12 protein-coding genes and 1 pseudogene are annotated in these 14,605 nt (G+C 71.9%); 4 read left to right on the top strand and 9 right to left on the bottom strand.

Features of this window, described 5'->3' with window-relative positions:
* Positions 1-42: 42 nt before the first annotated feature.
* The 6 genes from ACZ5WE_RS22825 to ACZ5WE_RS22800 form a co-directional block, all read right to left on the bottom strand.
* Positions 43-1,032, bottom strand: coding sequence for a malate dehydrogenase (locus ACZ5WE_RS22825; protein ID WP_467691672.1), 990 nt, complete (start codon positions 1,030-1,032; stop codon positions 43-45).
* A 415-nt stretch (positions 1,033-1,447) separates the two neighbouring features.
* Positions 1,448-2,638 carry an XRE family transcriptional regulator gene (locus ACZ5WE_RS22820; protein WP_467691670.1) on the bottom strand — a complete coding sequence of 397 codons (1,191 nt, stop codon included), beginning with the start codon at positions 2,636-2,638 and terminating at the stop codon, positions 1,448-1,450.
* A gap of 486 nt (positions 2,639-3,124) precedes the next feature.
* Positions 3,125-3,808, bottom strand: coding sequence for a response regulator (locus ACZ5WE_RS22815; protein WP_467691668.1), 684 nt, complete (start codon positions 3,806-3,808; stop codon positions 3,125-3,127).
* Position 3,809: 1 nt separating this feature from the next.
* Positions 3,810-4,964: a sensor histidine kinase gene (locus ACZ5WE_RS22810; protein ID WP_467691666.1), complete on the bottom strand. Its 1,155-nt coding sequence runs from the start codon at positions 4,962-4,964 to the stop codon at positions 3,810-3,812.
* Positions 4,965-5,414: 450 nt separating this feature from the next.
* Positions 5,415-5,948 carry a DUF3017 domain-containing protein gene (locus ACZ5WE_RS22805; protein ID WP_467691664.1) on the bottom strand — a complete coding sequence of 178 codons (534 nt, stop codon included), beginning with the start codon at positions 5,946-5,948 and terminating at the stop codon, positions 5,415-5,417.
* A gap of 18 nt (positions 5,949-5,966) precedes the next feature.
* A complete protein-coding gene (locus ACZ5WE_RS22800) occupies positions 5,967-6,833 on the bottom strand; it encodes a bifunctional methylenetetrahydrofolate dehydrogenase/methenyltetrahydrofolate cyclohydrolase (protein WP_467691662.1) in 867 nt (288 codons plus the stop codon).
* A gap of 265 nt (positions 6,834-7,098) precedes the next feature.
* On the opposite strand from ACZ5WE_RS22800, the gene ACZ5WE_RS22795 reads away from it, so the two are divergent.
* The 3 genes and pseudogenes from ACZ5WE_RS22795 to ACZ5WE_RS22785 all read left to right on the top strand — a co-directional run.
* On the top strand, positions 7,099-7,695 hold the full coding sequence (locus ACZ5WE_RS22795) for a hypothetical protein (RefSeq protein ID WP_467691660.1): 597 nt from the start codon (positions 7,099-7,101) through the stop codon (positions 7,693-7,695).
* A gap of 146 nt (positions 7,696-7,841) precedes the next feature.
* Positions 7,842-8,594: an FHA domain-containing protein gene (locus tag ACZ5WE_RS22790; protein WP_467691658.1), complete on the top strand. Its 753-nt coding sequence runs from the start codon at positions 7,842-7,844 to the stop codon at positions 8,592-8,594.
* A pseudogene (locus ACZ5WE_RS22785) lies at positions 8,591-9,070 on the top strand (protein kinase family protein); the annotation flags it as partial. The gene ACZ5WE_RS22790 and the pseudogene ACZ5WE_RS22785, both read left to right, overlap by 4 nt.
* 199 nt (positions 9,071-9,269) lie before the next feature.
* Here ACZ5WE_RS22785 and purH read toward each other — a convergent pair.
* On the bottom strand, positions 9,270-10,841 hold the full coding sequence (gene purH / locus ACZ5WE_RS22780; RefSeq protein ID WP_467691657.1) for a bifunctional phosphoribosylaminoimidazolecarboxamide formyltransferase/IMP cyclohydrolase: 1,572 nt from the start codon (positions 10,839-10,841) through the stop codon (positions 9,270-9,272).
* On the bottom strand, positions 10,838-11,467 hold the full coding sequence (purN, locus tag ACZ5WE_RS22775; protein WP_467691655.1) for a phosphoribosylglycinamide formyltransferase: 630 nt from the start codon (positions 11,465-11,467) through the stop codon (positions 10,838-10,840). Before purN ends, purH begins: the two co-directional genes overlap by 4 nt.
* A gap of 254 nt (positions 11,468-11,721) precedes the next feature.
* On the opposite strand from purN, the gene ACZ5WE_RS22770 reads away from it, so the two are divergent.
* Positions 11,722-12,573: a hypothetical protein gene (locus ACZ5WE_RS22770; RefSeq protein ID WP_467691654.1), complete on the top strand. Its 852-nt coding sequence runs from the start codon at positions 11,722-11,724 to the stop codon at positions 12,571-12,573.
* Positions 12,574-12,949: 376 nt separating this feature from the next.
* Here the strand turns inward: ACZ5WE_RS22770 and ACZ5WE_RS22765 are convergent, their stop codons facing one another.
* Positions 12,950-14,599, bottom strand: coding sequence for a cell division protein PerM (locus ACZ5WE_RS22765; RefSeq protein WP_467691652.1), 1,650 nt, complete (start codon positions 14,597-14,599; stop codon positions 12,950-12,952).
* Between the last annotated feature and the right edge of the window lie 6 nt (positions 14,600-14,605).

Genomic DNA, 14,605 nt, shown 5'->3' with positions numbered 1-14,605 from the left:
GGAGACCTGCGCGTACGGAACGAACCGTACGGGCGGGCCGTACTAGATGAGGCCGAGGCCGCGGACCGCCTCGCGCTCCTCGGTGAGCTCCTGCACGGACGCGTCGATGCGCGTGCGCGAGAACTCGTTGATCTCCAGGCCCTGGACGATCTCGTACTTGCCGTCCTTGGTGGTGACGGGGAAGGAGGAGATGAGGCCCTCCGGAACGCCGTACGAACCGTCCGACGGGATACCCATCGAGGTCCAGTCACCGGCGGCCGTGCCGTTCACCCACGTGTGGACGTGGTCGATGGCGGCGTTGGCGGCGGAGGCAGCCGAGGACGCGCCACGGGCCTCGATGATCGCGGCGCCGCGCTTGGCGACGGTCGGGATGAACTCGTCGGCGAGCCAGGCCTGGTCGCCCACGACGTCCGGGGCGTTCTTGCCGGCGATCTCCGCGTGGAAGATGTCGGGGTACTGGGTGGCCGAGTGGTTGCCCCAGATGGTGAGGCGCTTGATGTCGGAGACCGACGAGCCGGTCTTCTTCGCCAGCTGCGACAGCGCGCGGTTGTGGTCCAGGCGGGTCATCGCGGTGAAACGCTCGGCCGGTACGTCCGGGGCGGCGGCCTGCGCGATGAGCGCGTTCGTGTTGGCCGGGTTGCCCACGACGAGGACCTTGATGTCGTCCGCGGCGTTGTCGTTGATCGCCTTGCCCTGCGGCTTGAAGATGCCGCCGTTGGCGGAGAGCAGGTCGCCGCGCTCCATGCCCTTGGTGCGGGGGCGGGCGCCGACGAGGAGGGCGACGTTGGCGCCGTCGAAGGCGACGTTCGGGTCGTCGCTGATCTCGATCGAGTTCAGCAGCGGGAAGGCGCAGTCGTCGAGCTCCATGGCGGTGCCCTCGGCGGCCTTCAGGGCCGGCGTGATCTCGAGCAGTCGCAGATTGACCGGCACGTCCGCGCCGAGCAGGTGGCCGGACGCGATGCGGAAGAGCAGCGCGTAGCCGATCTGGCCGGCCGCGCCGGTGACGGTGACATTCACGGGAGTGCGGGTCATGGCGATCTCCGTAAGACAGCTGGCGGTGAGGGTCCCTGCCCCTTGTGCGGGGTCCCCTTGTGCTGGATCCCCACCGACGCCCTCGATGATCGATCTCTTGGCATCAAGAGAGATCCGCCGCTCAGGCTATCGCGCCCCGCCGACCGCCGAACCCCGGGAGGGTGTGGCCCACCCCACAAAGATCCACCCGTGCCGCCGGACCACGATCCACGGGCTCCGTTCGGCCCCCGCGAAATTTCTGCGAAATCGACAGGCATGTCTTCGGCGAGTGAGGGCACACGCAGCAGTACCCCCACGGGAGTGGTCACACCCCCAGGCGGCCGCCACGCTCCCCCCCCCCTGAGGTGGTGGCCGCCATCTCCCGTCGGTCACCCCTTGCACCCGGCCACCCCCGGCCGGGTGCACTCCCCCGTTCTTACTTCGTGCAGCCGGTCTGGCCCGCCTTGAGGGTCGCGCACGCCTCAGCCGACGCACCGTCCTTGACGGCCACCATCGGCGTGTACGCGTCCAAGTCCGCGTTCACGGTGCCGTTCTGCTTCGCGCCGTCGCCGGAGATCGTGACCTTGTCGCCCGGAGCCGCCTGGGTGATACGCGCCCACGCCGCCCCGCACGTCTTGCTGTAGCGGACCTCGACCAGAGCCTTGCCCACCGTCGCGCGCGTCGACGTGGCCGCCAACTCGCCGCCGCAGCCCATGGTCTCCGGGTCCTTGCCGGTGCAGCTCTTGCCGCTGCACTCGACGCCGTCGGGCAGGTCCTTGTCGGTGGTGCTGGGTGACGCCGGCGGCTTGGCGCCTTCGTTGCCCTTGTCGTCCTTGCCGAAGTCGGTCAGGAACACGGCGGCGGCTATGACGACGAGCGCGCCCACGACACCGGCCAGGAACATCGTCAGCTTCCTGCGCCTCCGCTGCCGGTCGGGCGAGTCGTTGCGGGGGCCCGGCTCGTCCGTACCGGGCGGCCCGAAGACGACGCCCTGGTCGCCCCCGCCCGCACCCCCAGGTCCGTACGACGGAGTTGGCGGCGCCGCAGTGGGCGAGACGCCCGCGGGACCGGCGACCCCGGTGACGCTCCCGCCGGGGCGGGCGGAACGGCCGGGACGGGCGGCGGAATCGACACCGGCACCCGTGCCGGCACCCGCGCCCGCACCCGCGCCGGGACCGACTCCGGGACCGGCGCCCGCGGCGCCGTTGCGTGCCGTGCCGCCGTTCCCCTGGCCCTGTCCTTGTCCCTGGCCCTGTCCCTTGCCCTTGCTCTTGGGCGGGTTCGGACCCAGCTCGCCGAGCGCGGCCCGCGCCTGGGAGATCCGGATCGCCTGCATGGTCATGTCGTGTCGCATCTCGGAGCGGCTCCACGCGCGCTCGGCGAGTTCCCACATCGTGATGAGGTGAACGGGATTGGTGCCCGTCACCTCGGCAAGCGCGACGATCGCACCCTTCGGAGCGAGCAGCCGCCCGTTCAGATAGCGCTCCCACGACGTCTTGCTGTACCCGGTGCGGTCCGACACCGCGGCGATGCTCAGACCACTGCGGTCGACGAGCCTGCGCAGCTGACTGGCGAACTCCCTGACCTGCGGATCCAGCTCATCCGGTAGCGCCTTCCAACGAGGCATTACTCCCCCTATTCCCCCCGTACGTGCCAACGTGCCCCCGCGCGTGGTTCCCCCCGCTCTGCCCATGAGGCAGCCCCCGCTGCTCCTGCCATGGGCTACCCAGAGGGATGCCGAAAGGCAGGATGTCAGTTCCCGGACCGGGGGCGCACGGGAGCATTCGGGCCACTGGCGTGCACCGTCGCACTCCGTGCGGTCCGGCGTCCAGTGTCCCATCGCTGTCCCACTCCACGATGCGGAACCCCAGGCACCAACCCGGAACACACCAAATCGCCCCGATTGCACATGTTGCCCCTTTTGCGAAATGCTCCCGGCAGCGCTGTTGCGGGCCGGGAACAGCATTGCGGAATGGTCACCTCCGTGCCACAGGGGCAAGGCATCCCTTGTACGGAATTGGCGGGGGCATGACGCTGGATCCCGTTGGAACGGCCCCACGAACTGGCGGCGCCCGTCCTCCCACGGGGGAGAGGACGGGCGCCGTCTCTGCTTTCAGTGGTGGCCGCCGCCCGGCGTGACGAGACCCGTCTCGTAGGCCACCACCACCGCCTGCGCCCTGCTGTCCAGGTCGAGTTTGGACATCGTCCGGTTGAGATGGGTCTTGACCGTGGCCTCGCTGATGTAGAGGCGGTCGGCGATGTCCGCGTTCGACAGGCCCGTCGCGATCAGCTTCAGGACCTCGACCTCGCGCAGGGTCAGCGCACGCAGATCGGGCGGCGGCTCGGCGCGGTCGCCGGCCCCGGCTCCGGCCTGCCGGGCGAAGGCCTCGACGAGGCGGCAGGTGACGCTGGGCGCGAAGAGCGCGTCGCCGCCACCGACGGCGGCCACCGCGGCGAGCAGGCGCTCGGGCCCGGAGTCCTTGAGCAGGAAGCCCGACGCTCCGGCCCGCAGCGCCCCGTACACGTACTCGTCGAGGTCGAACGTGGTCAACACCAGGACGCGCGGCGGAGGTTCGGGCGCCTCGGCGAGGATCTTCTCGGTGGCCACGACGCCGCTCATGCCCGGCATGCGGATGTCCATCAGGATCACATCGGGCCGGGTCGTCGCGGCGAGCGCGACGGCCTGGGCGCCGTCACCCGCCTCACCGACGACCTCGATGCCGGGCGCGGCGCGCAGCAGCCCCACCAGACCGGCCCGGATGAGGAACTGGTCGTCGACCACGAGCACCCTGGTCATTTTAAGTCGCGTCGTCCCCCTGCGATGCGGCCTGCGCGGAGGTCGGCAGGGTCAGACGCACGGCGAACCCTCCCTCGCTCCGCGGGCCGATGCTGATCGTCCCGCCGTAGAGCTTGGCCCGCTCCCGCATCCCAATCAACCCATGGCCGCTCCCTGTGCCCACTCTGTCCGGAATCACCCCCTCCCCGTCGTTGGTGACCGAAACCGTCACATGGTGTGGCCGGTAGCGCAGTTCGACCGCCGCGCCGGCGCCTCGCGCGTGCTTCAGTACGTTGGTCAGGGCCTCCTGGACCACGCGGTACGCGCAGAGTTCGACCCCGGGAGCCAGCTGCCTCGGCGTCCCCTCGACGCGCAGCTCGACGGCGACTCCCCCGGCCCGCACGCGCTCGACCATCTCGCCGAGCCGCGCGAGCCCCGGCATCGGCGCGTCGGGTGCGCCGTCGCCCTCCTCCCGCGCCCGCAGCACCCGCAGCATGCGGCGCAGCTCCTCGAGCGCTTCGCCGCTGGTGCCGGAGATGGTGGAAAGCGCGGCGTGCGCGGTGGCCGGATCGGAGGTGAAGACGAACTTCGCGAGGCCCGCCTGCACGGATATCACGGACATGTGATGCGCCACGACATCGTGCAACTCACGTGCTATACGCCCGCGTTCCTCGGCCACCTCGCGCCGCGCCCGCTCGTCCTGCTCACGTTTCAGCTGCCGGGCCAGCTCGGCGGAACGGCGCGCGACGTATCCGAACCGCCAGATCACCAAGGGGAAGCCGATGGCCTGTCCGATCACGGATGCCATGGCCGCGCCTTCGCTCACCAGGCCCGCGTAGACCCAGACGGCGCTCATCAGGGCGGCGCAGGGGGCGGAGACACGGGTGGGCCGCAGGGACGCGACCGTGTAGACGGCGAGCATGGGCGCGAAGGTGTTCACCACGGGCCAGTAGCCGAGCGTGACGTACCCGGCCCACACCACGTGCACCAGGAGCAGGACCGCGAGCGGCGCCCTGGAGCGACCGGCGACCGGCAGGTTGGCGAGGGCCACCAACGCGTGGCCCCGCGCGTCGAGTTCGGGCCACCCCTGCCGCGCCGACTCCTGCCCGAGGAGCACGGCGACCGTGGTCAGGGCGACCGCGATCGACGTGTCGGCGACGAGGGGGCGGATCCGCACCGCCGCAGCGTAGCCCGGGTGCGGTCACCGGAACGTCAAACTGCCGCGGTACAGCGGGAGTTGCAGGAACCGCGGCCGTACTCCACAGGACGTGCCCGCACCTCAACCCCACACGGGACGACTCCCTCCGGCCCGCCGCCGTAGCTTCTTGCAACAGCACCACGGCACCGGCCGACCACCGGAGCCCAGCGGATCGCGGGCCGTCGGGGGACCCAACGGGGGGCCCAACGGGGGGGGGGCCGGCCCGCGGCCGGAAGGGAGACATCACTGCCCCCGGACGCCCGGCGTCGGCTTCTACTGCGGCTACGACAAGCGGAGCAAGCGTCGGCCCGCAGACCTGGAAGGCGCTGCGCCTGAAGTAGGCGCCCCGCCGCAGACGGCGACGGCCCGTCCTCCCCGGGGGAGAGGACGGGCCGCCGGCCTGTCGTGCGTACCGCGTACCGCGTACCGCTAGGTGGTGATCGTCCGATGCAGCGTGTCTCCCAGGAACGGGATCTCCAGCCACGGATCCGGCTGCGCCATCATCGCCAGGAGCACGATGGCGAGGCCGAGCGCCCCGTACGTGACCATGTCCGTGAAGCGCGAACGCACCGCCAGCATGCCGACGCCGGGCAGCGCCCACCGCATGACGGCGCCCGCGATCAGCGCGAGGCCGATCAGTATCGTGCCGACGCGGAACACGTCGAAGGCCGTGAGCAGCAGCCCGAGCCCCACCGTCGAGAGCACGGTGAGCAGCGGCCACTGCCGGGCGGGCGCGGGGGCGTCGCCGCCCGCGGCCCTGCCGCCGCCCTCGGGTCGCGCGGTGTCCCGGGTCAGGAGCGGGAAGCGCCGCGTGGTCTTCCTGGGCCCGTCGGGACCGGGGGCGCTGACGGCACCCTTGGCCTCGGTGTCCTCGACGGCCTCGGCCTCCGTGACATCGGCCTCCGTGGCATCGGCCTCCCTGACGTCCGCCGGCGATGCCCCTCGATCTGGTTCGGCGCTCATGGGCTCACCCTTCCCGGTTCAGCTCGCGGCGGGGGACGCGGCGCGCTCGGCCGCCTCGACCACGTTGACGAGCAGCTGGGCGCGCGTCATCGGGCCGACACCGCCGGGGTTCGGCGAGATCCACCCGGCGATCTCGCGGACGCCCGGATGCACATCGCCGACGATCTTGCCGGTCTCGTCCCGCGAGACGCCCACGTCCAGGACGGCGGCGCCCTCCTTCACGTCCTCGGGCTTGATCAGGTGCGGCACGCCCGCCGCGGCCACGATGATGTCGGCCTTCTTCAGGTGGAAGGACAGGTCGCGTGTGCCGGTGTGGCACTGCGTCACCGTCGCGTTCTCCGAGCGGCGGGTGAGCAGCAGCGGCATGGAGCGGCCGATCGTCACACCGCGTCCGACGACCACGACCTCGGCGCCGTTGATCTCCACGCCGTACTGGCGAAGGAGCTGGATGATGCCGTAGGGCGTGCAGGGCAGCGGCGCGGGCTCGTTCAGGACGAGGCGGCCGAGGTTCATGGGGTGCAGGCCGTCGGCGTCCTTGTCCGGGTCCATCAGCTCCAGGACGCGGTTCTCGTCGATGCCCTTGGGCAGCGGGAGCTGCACGATGTAGCCGGTGCAGGCCGGGTCGTCGTTGAGCTCGCGGACGACGGCCTCGATCTCCTCCTGCGTCGCGGTGGCGGGCAGCTCGCGCTGGATGGAGGCGATGCCCACCTGCGCGCAGTCGCGGTGCTTCCCGGCGACGTACTTCTGGCTGCCCGGGTCGTCACCGACCAGAACAGTCCCGAGGCCGGGCGTGAAGCCCCTCTCCTTCAGGGCCGCCACGCGGGCGGTCAGTTCGGACTTGATCGCGGCTGCGGTGGCCTTGCCATCGAGAATCTGGGCGGTCATGACTCCATCTTCCCGGATGAGGCCCGCCCGGTACCAATCAGGTCGTCCCTGCGAGCCGGCTGTGTCCCAGCTGTGTCCCGAGACCTGAGCAGCTCTGTTGCACTTGCACAACACATACGGAGTGCGGCTGGACAAATAAGCCTGGCCTAAAGAACGATATGCGACACAGTGCCGCGGGCAGTGTCGGGGGGACGGACCGCATCTGTAGAACTTCCTCCGTGATGTGCCGCGTCGTCCCCGCACTACCCGACGGAGGAAGACCGCCATGAGTTACGGCGACCCGAACAACCCCTACGGTCCGCCACAGGGCCAGCAGCCCGGATACCCGCAGGCCCCGCAGGGCCAGCCCGGTTACGGCTATCCGCAGGGCCAGCCCGGTTACGGCTATCCGCAGCAGCCGGCCTACCCCGGCTACCCCGGCGGCAACCAGATGCCCATGACGATGCCGGGCCTGATGACCACCGCGCGTGTCCTCATCTACATCATCTCCGGTCTGCAGATCCTCTTCGCGATAATCGCGGGCATCGCGGTCGCCGCCGCTCAGGACGTGTCCAACGAGGTGGGTGTGGGCGACGAGACCGACGGTCTCGCCGGCCTCGGCTTCGCTCTGGTCGCGATTCTGATCACCCTCGCGGTCCTCGGCATCATCCTGGCGGTGAAGTTCAGCACGGGCGGCAACGGCGTGCGGGTCACCACGATCGTCTACGCGTCACTGATCATTCTCGGCGGCCTCGGCAACCTGGTCTCGGGCACGAGCAGCGGTGTCTTCAGCGCGATCATCGGTCTTGCCATCGGCGGCATCATCCTGGCCGCCATGGTGAACGCGCAGGCGTCGGCGTGGTTCAACCGCCCCCGTTACTGAGGCCAGAACCCGCCGCGCACCCCACGCGATCCACACCCACGGGCCGTGCTCACCCTGTCGAGGGGAGCACGGCCCGTGGGTTTTCGCTGTCCTCATCTCGCTGTCCCGCTCTACTCTGACCACGTCGGGGGTGAGGGGGACATGCCTTGTACAGCATCATCGTCGTGCCGCCACGAACAACGAAGCAGCCATCCCGCGAGGCCCAACTCCGCCTCGCTCCGGGCGAAAGGCTCGCCTTCGGCAGATCGACCGAGGCCAACGACCTGCCCATCGACCACGAGGGCGTCTCGCGCGCGGCCGGTGAGATCACCGCGCACGGCGCCTTTTGGATACTGAGCAACCTCAGCGCCCACCAGACGTACGTGGTGGAGAACCCCGAGGGTGCCGGCGAGCACATCAAGGTCGGGCCCGGCCGCCTGGACGCCCCCGTCCCCTTCGAGTTCTCCCGGATCGTGCTGCCCGTGGCGGGCGAGCTGCTGCACCTGGAGGTGTGGGCCCCGCGCCACGACTACCTGCGCGACCGGGACCGCGCGGGCCTCGACGGGGCCACTACCCGCCCCGCCTTCTCCGTGGATCGCACCAAGCGGTACTTCGCCGTCCTGGCCGCCCTGTGCGAGCCCCGCCTGCGCGGCGCCCCGCACGCCCCGCTGCCCACCGTCGAGCAGGTCGTGGAGCGCCTGCGGCCCGGCTGGCCGTCGGCGAACCGTGCCGCCGTGCAGTGGAACATCGACTACCTCGCGGTCAAACTCCGCCTCAAGCCCGGCCCCGACACGGCGGATTCGGGCCCGCGCCTGAACGGCAAGAAGGAGTCGCTGGTCTCGCTCGCGCTGCGCTTCGACCTCGTGCGCGAAGACGATCTCGGCGTCCTGGCCCCGCCCCGCGGCGGCGTCGGCCGATGAGAGAGGGGGCCTACGCCGTCGACGTACCGAAGGGCTATCGCGTCGGCCCCTGGGGCGTTCGCGAGCCCCTGGCCAGTGGCGCCTTCGGGAGTGTCTACGCCGCCCGCCGGATCGCGCCCGCCGAGGGAACGCCCCGTACGGTCGCGCTGAAGTTCCTGCCCACCGGCCTGCGCACCCCGCGCCAGCTGAACCACTTGCGTGAACTGGCCGAGCGCGAGGTCGAGTTGCTGCGCAAGCTGCGCTCCCCGCGCCTCATTCGCATGTACGACACGCTGACCGTCGACGACCCGGAGCACCCCGCGCTCGACGGCGCCACCGTCCTCGTCCTCGAGAAGGCGGAAGGCTCGCTCGCCGGGCTCCTGGAGGGACCGCTGCCGCCCGCGAACGGGCCCGCGCTGCTCGGGGAGGTCTGTGCGGGGCTGCGTCAACTGCACCGGGCCGGCTGGGCGCACGGCGACCTCAAGCCTGCCAACGTCGGCCCCCGGGGGCCGCACATCGATCTGCCGCTCGCGCTCTGCATGGCCGCCCACGGCCACGACCACACCGACCCGGGCCACGCGGCCCGGCTCTCCCGCGAGGCCCGTGTCCGGCACGCCCACACACTGGCCGCCTGCGAAGCAGCGGTGGCCGCGCCCTCGGGGGAAGGGCGCGGCCACCGTGCGTCGCCGGGGATGGTCAGTGGAAGAAGTGCCGCGTACCGGTGAAGTACATCGTCACGCCCGCCTTCTTCGCGGCCTCGACGACCAGCTCGTCACGGACCGAACCGCCCGGCTGCACCACGGCCTTGACGCCCGCGGCGGTCAGGATCTCCAGACCGTCGGGGAACGGGAAGAACGCGTCCGAGGCGGCGTACGCACCGTGCGCGCGTTCCTCGCCCGCCCGCTCGACGGCGAGCTTCGCGGAGTCGACGCGGTTGACCTGGCCCATGCCGACGCCGACCGACGCGCCGTCCTTGGCGAGCAGGATCGCGTTGGACTTCACCGCGCGGGACGCCTTCCAGGCGAAGGCCAGCTCGGCGAGCTCGCCCGCGTTCAGGGCGTCGCCCGTGGCGAGCGTCCAGTTGGCGGGGTTGTCGCCGTCGGCCTGGAGGCGGTCGGTGACCTGGAGGAGCGCGCCGCCGTCGATCTGCTTGACCTCGGTGGTGTTGTCCGGGGCCCGGTGGGCGCGCAGGACGCGGATGTTCTTCTTCTTGGTGAGGGCTTCGAGGGCGCCGTCCTCGTACTCCGGCGCGACGATGACCTCGGTGAAGATGTCGGCGACCTGCTCGGCCATCTCCTTGGAGACCGGGCGGTTGACGGCGATCACGCCGCCGTACGCGGAGACCGGGTCACAGGCGTGCGCCTTGCGGTGCGCCTCGGCGACGTTCGAACCGATCGCGATGCCACAGGGGTTGGCGTGCTTGATGATCGCGACGCAGGGGTCGTCGTGGTCATACGCGGCACGGCGCGCGGCGTCCGTGTCCGTGTAGTTGTTGTACGACATCTCCTTGCCGTGCAGCTGCTCGGCTTCCGCGAGGCCGCCGTTGCCGTCGACATAGAGGGCGGCGCCCTGGTGCGGGTTCTCGCCGTAGCGCAGGACGTTCTTACGGGCGTACGCGCTGCCGATGAACTCGGGGAAGCCCGAGGTGTCGTCGGCCGCGTAGTCGTCCGCGAACCACGAGGCGACCGCGAGGTCGTACTCGGCGGTGTGGCGGAACGCTTCAGCGGCCAGGCGCTTGCGCTCGGCCAGCTCGAAACCGCCGGTACGGACGGCGGCGAGCACGTCCGCGTACCGGGCGGGGCTCGTGATGACCGACACCGAGGGGTGGTTCTTGGCGGCGGCGCGGACCATCGAGGGGCCGCCGATGTCGATCTGCTCGACGCACTCGTCGGGCGTCGCACCCGAGGCGACGGTCGCCTTGAAGGGGTAGAGGTTCACGACGACCAGCTGGAACGGCTCGATGCCGAGGTCGGCGAGCTGACGCTGGTGGTCATCGAGGCGCAGGTCGGCGAGGATCCCGGCGTGCACGCGCGGGTGCAGCGTCTTGACCCGGCCGTCCAGGCACTCGGGGAAGCCGGTGAGCTCCTCGACCTTGGTGACGGGCACCCCGGTGGCGGCGATCTTCGCGGCGGTCGAACCGGTCGAGACGAGCTCGACGCCGGCCTCGTGCAGCCCGCGCGCGAGCTCCTCGAGCCCGGTCTTGTCATAGACGCTGATGAGCGCGCGCTTGATGGGGCGCTGCGAACCGTGCGTACCTTCGGCGGTCACGGGATAAGTACCTTTCGTCCCTCAATGCGGTAGCCGTTACGGGCCAGACGCCCCACGACATCGACGAGCAGCCTTCGCTCGACTTCCTTGATGCGCTCGTGCAGAGCGCTCTCGTCGTCCTCATCCCCGACCGGGACCACGCCCTGGGCGATGATCGGGCCGGTGTCGACGCCGTCGTCGACGAAGTGGACGGTGCATCCCGTGACCTTCGCGCCGTACGCGAGCGCGTCGCGCACACCGTGGGCCCCCGGGAAACTGGGCAGCAGGGCGGGGTGCGTATTGACGAACCGGCCGCCGAACCGTGCGAGGAATTGCTTCCCCACGATCTTCATGAACCCCGCCGACACGACCAGATCGGGGTCGTACGAGGCGGTCGCCTCGGCGAGAGCCGCGTCCCACTCGTCGCGCGACGCGTGGTCCTTCACCCGGCGGACGAAGGTGGGAATCCCCGCGCTCTCGGCACGTTCGAGTCCGACGATGCCGTCGCGGTCGGCGCCGACCGCGACGATCTCGGCGCCGTAGCCCGCCGCCCCGTCCGTCGCGATCTTGTCGAGCAGAGCCTGCAGATTCGTGCCTGATCCGGAGACCAGCACGACCAGGCGCTTGGCCACAGGGCTCTTGGCCACAGCGGGGCCCTTTCTCGGGAGGTGCGTCTTTGTAGGGTCGTACAAAGGCTTCGCATCTCCCGATACGGGGAACTCTACGAAGCGGCCGACCGTCAGCAACGATACCGGCACACGGTGCGGCCCCTCACGGGACGGGGGCGCGGCCGGAAGGTAGCGTCTGCACCAAGACGTCACATGACGTCACACCGTCCAGAAGCTCGCCCGCCAAGCGCGCTCGACCGGGCCCGCTCGACCAAGGGGAAGACGCACACCTGATGCCGGACCGTAGCCTCCGCCTCCCGCTGTCCTTCGCGTTCGGATTGACGCACGCAGGGGAGCGCGGCTCGACGCTGCTGCGCGACGGCCGCCCGTCGTCCCCGCCGCAGGACTCCCAGGGCTCGGGGGGTTCCGGGTCCTCGGGCTCCTCCGACCCCTCCGACTCCTCCGGTTCCTCGGGCTCCGGGAAGAAGAAGGACGACAATCCCTTCGCGCCGCCGCCGGAGGGGACCCCGGACCAGCCATGGCGGCCCCGCCCCGGCAACGGCGGCGAGAACCCGGACTCCGACGGCCAGGGGCGTTCCCCCTGGGGCAGCCAGTGGAGCGACCGGCAGCCCGGCCGCTCCCAGGGCGGCGGCTTCGGCGAGCGCCCCGGCAAGGAGGGCGGGGGCCAGGGCCCCGACGGACCCTCCGGGCCCGGCTCCGGCATGCGCTGGGACCCGACCGACCCGGCCCAGCGCCGCGCTCGGTATGCCCTGCTCTCCGGCATGTGGGCCTTCTTCTTCGCACTCTTCGGCTGGCGGTACGTGGCCCTGCTCCTGGGCGCGCTCGCGCTGAACTGGGGCATCAGCTCGCTGCGGGCGAAGCCGAAGCAACCGGACCCGACGGCGCCGGTCGCCAAGCAGCCCGGGGCCGACCTCACGAGCATGAAGCCGCAGAAGACGGCGGCGGTCAGCGGCCTGGTGACGGCGTCGCTCGCGCTGGCGATGGTGGCGGCGACGTTCGCGGCGCAGCTGGTGTACCGCGACTACTACACGTGCGTGAGCGATGCGCTGACGACCCAGTCGAAGCAGGAGTGCAACGACCTTCTGCCGAAGCAGTTGCGCCCCTTGCTGGGGGAGCGGGACTAATCCTGGCCGGGGGCCTCTGACCGCCCTGGCCTCGCCGGCCCTGGCCTCGCCGGCCCTGGCCTCGCCGGCCTTGGGGCGCGGTTGGGACGGCGTTGTGCTTGCGGTTGGGGCGGCGTCGTTCTTTGCCCTCGCGTCGGTTTCATCAGCCCGCCGCTGCGCGGCGGATGCTTCCCGCCCACCCACCCGATTGCCCTGCGGGGTAACCGGTGGGTGGGTGGGAAGCATTCGCCGCGCAGCGGCGGGCTTGTTGGCGGGGCTGCGGCTGCCGGGCGCACGCCCGCGGGGCCCAGCGGTACCACCCCGGCGGGGGCCGGAGCTGCCGGGCGCCCGCGGCCGGGGGTTGCCCACCCGCAGGGGCAGCGCGCGCCCCGCCCGCTCAAGCCCCCGGAGGCCGCTCCTCCGGGCCCGCGTCCCGCAGGGCGGCCCAGCGGGCTTCGCGGGACGCCTCGCTGTGCCAGTCCGCCACGCCGGCCACAGGCCCAGGCAAGAAGTCGTACGGCTCGAACGGCTCCGGCGTCGGCAGCACCGGCGGCGGTGGCTTCTGGCGCCGGCGGGGAATCCGTGGAAGCCGCAGCCGAGGCGCCCGCAGCCGCATCTGGGGGAGGCGAGGCTTCGGCAACCGGGGCCACGCCCAGCGCGGCACCATCCAGCGCGGCACCATCCAGCGCGGCACAGCCCACCGCGGCACCGCCCGGCGCAACGCGGCCCAGCGAGGCGCAGTCCTCCGCGTCCGCAAGCGCCACGCCCGCCCCGCCAGGGCAACCGGCACCCCCACCACCGCCGCCCACCCCAGCGCCGCCGCCCCCGTCTGCCACCACACCGGTCCGAAGTCGGCCAGGGCGGCCACCCCCATCGGGCCGCCCGCCAGCTCCGCGAGCCCGGCCATGGCCGCCCCGCACAGCGCCGCCGCCGCCACGGCGACCAGCGCCGTCCGCCCCCGCGACCACGCCTCGCCCCGCTCCCCGAGTACAGGCGCCGCCGCCCGCGCCGTGAACCACCCGACCGCGACCCCCGCCGCCAGCGGCACCGCACCCACCGCCCACGTCAACGGCGACCCGGCGCCCTGCGCCGGCACCGCCGCGAGCAACGGGAACGCCGGCAGCAGCGGTCCGGAACTCACTGCCAGCGGCCCCGCCACACCCCCCGTGCCGAGCGCGAAGCCGGGGCCGAGGCCATACGCCGCGCCCCACACCGCCGCGTTCGGCACCAGCGCCATGGCGAGCAGCAGTACCGCCAAACGCCCCGACCACACGTCCGTGACCTGCGCGAACGATGCCCTCGCCAGGCCGCCGTGCAGCGCGAGGGACACCGCGACCAGGAGCGCTCCCCCGCCGACGAGCACCACCGCCCCGGCCGCTCCGGCCCGCGTGACGGCGCGGACATGGCGGCGTACGAGGAAACGACGTACCCCTGCGGGCAGCGCACGCAGGCCGCCCCGCACCACGCCGGGCAGCGGCTCCCGGGGTCGCCCGAGCGCCGTCCACACCCCCACCGCCGCCGCACCCGCCACGACCACCGGCAGGTGCAGGACCGCGCTCGGCCACGACGGCCGCAGCTCGCCCCCGGCCGCGTAGAGCGTCGCGGCGGCGCCGACCAGCAGGTAGCCGCCGACCACCCCGCACCACGCGGTCCGCGGCGCCATGCAGCGCCCCTCGGGATCAGCCGCGTCCCGCGCCGCCCGGTGCGCGAGCCAGCCCGGCAGCACCATCAGGAGCAGGGGCGTGACACCGACCGGCGCCGGGGCCCCGGAGAGGGTGTCCGTCCTGATCAGCTCCGTGCCGTGGGCGAGCAGCCAGACCGCGGCGGCGACATGCAGCGCCCCGTCGGGACCGCTGTCCGGATAGGGGGAACTGATCCAGAGGACCATCACCAGGACGGCACACGCGCCCAGGCCGAGCCCGGCCGCGACGGCCCCGCCGAACAGGCATGTCCCCAGTCCGGGTGAGCGATCGCGGACCCTTTCGATCAGCTGCTTGAGGGGCGGCAACGGTGAGCTGCGGTGGGTGATTTGAGTCACACCGGCCATGCTGCC

Source organism: Streptomyces sp. NPDC033180 (assembly GCF_055577645.1).
The sequence above is the reverse complement of the archived record's forward strand: the minus strand, read 5'-3'. Positions and strand labels throughout refer to the sequence as shown.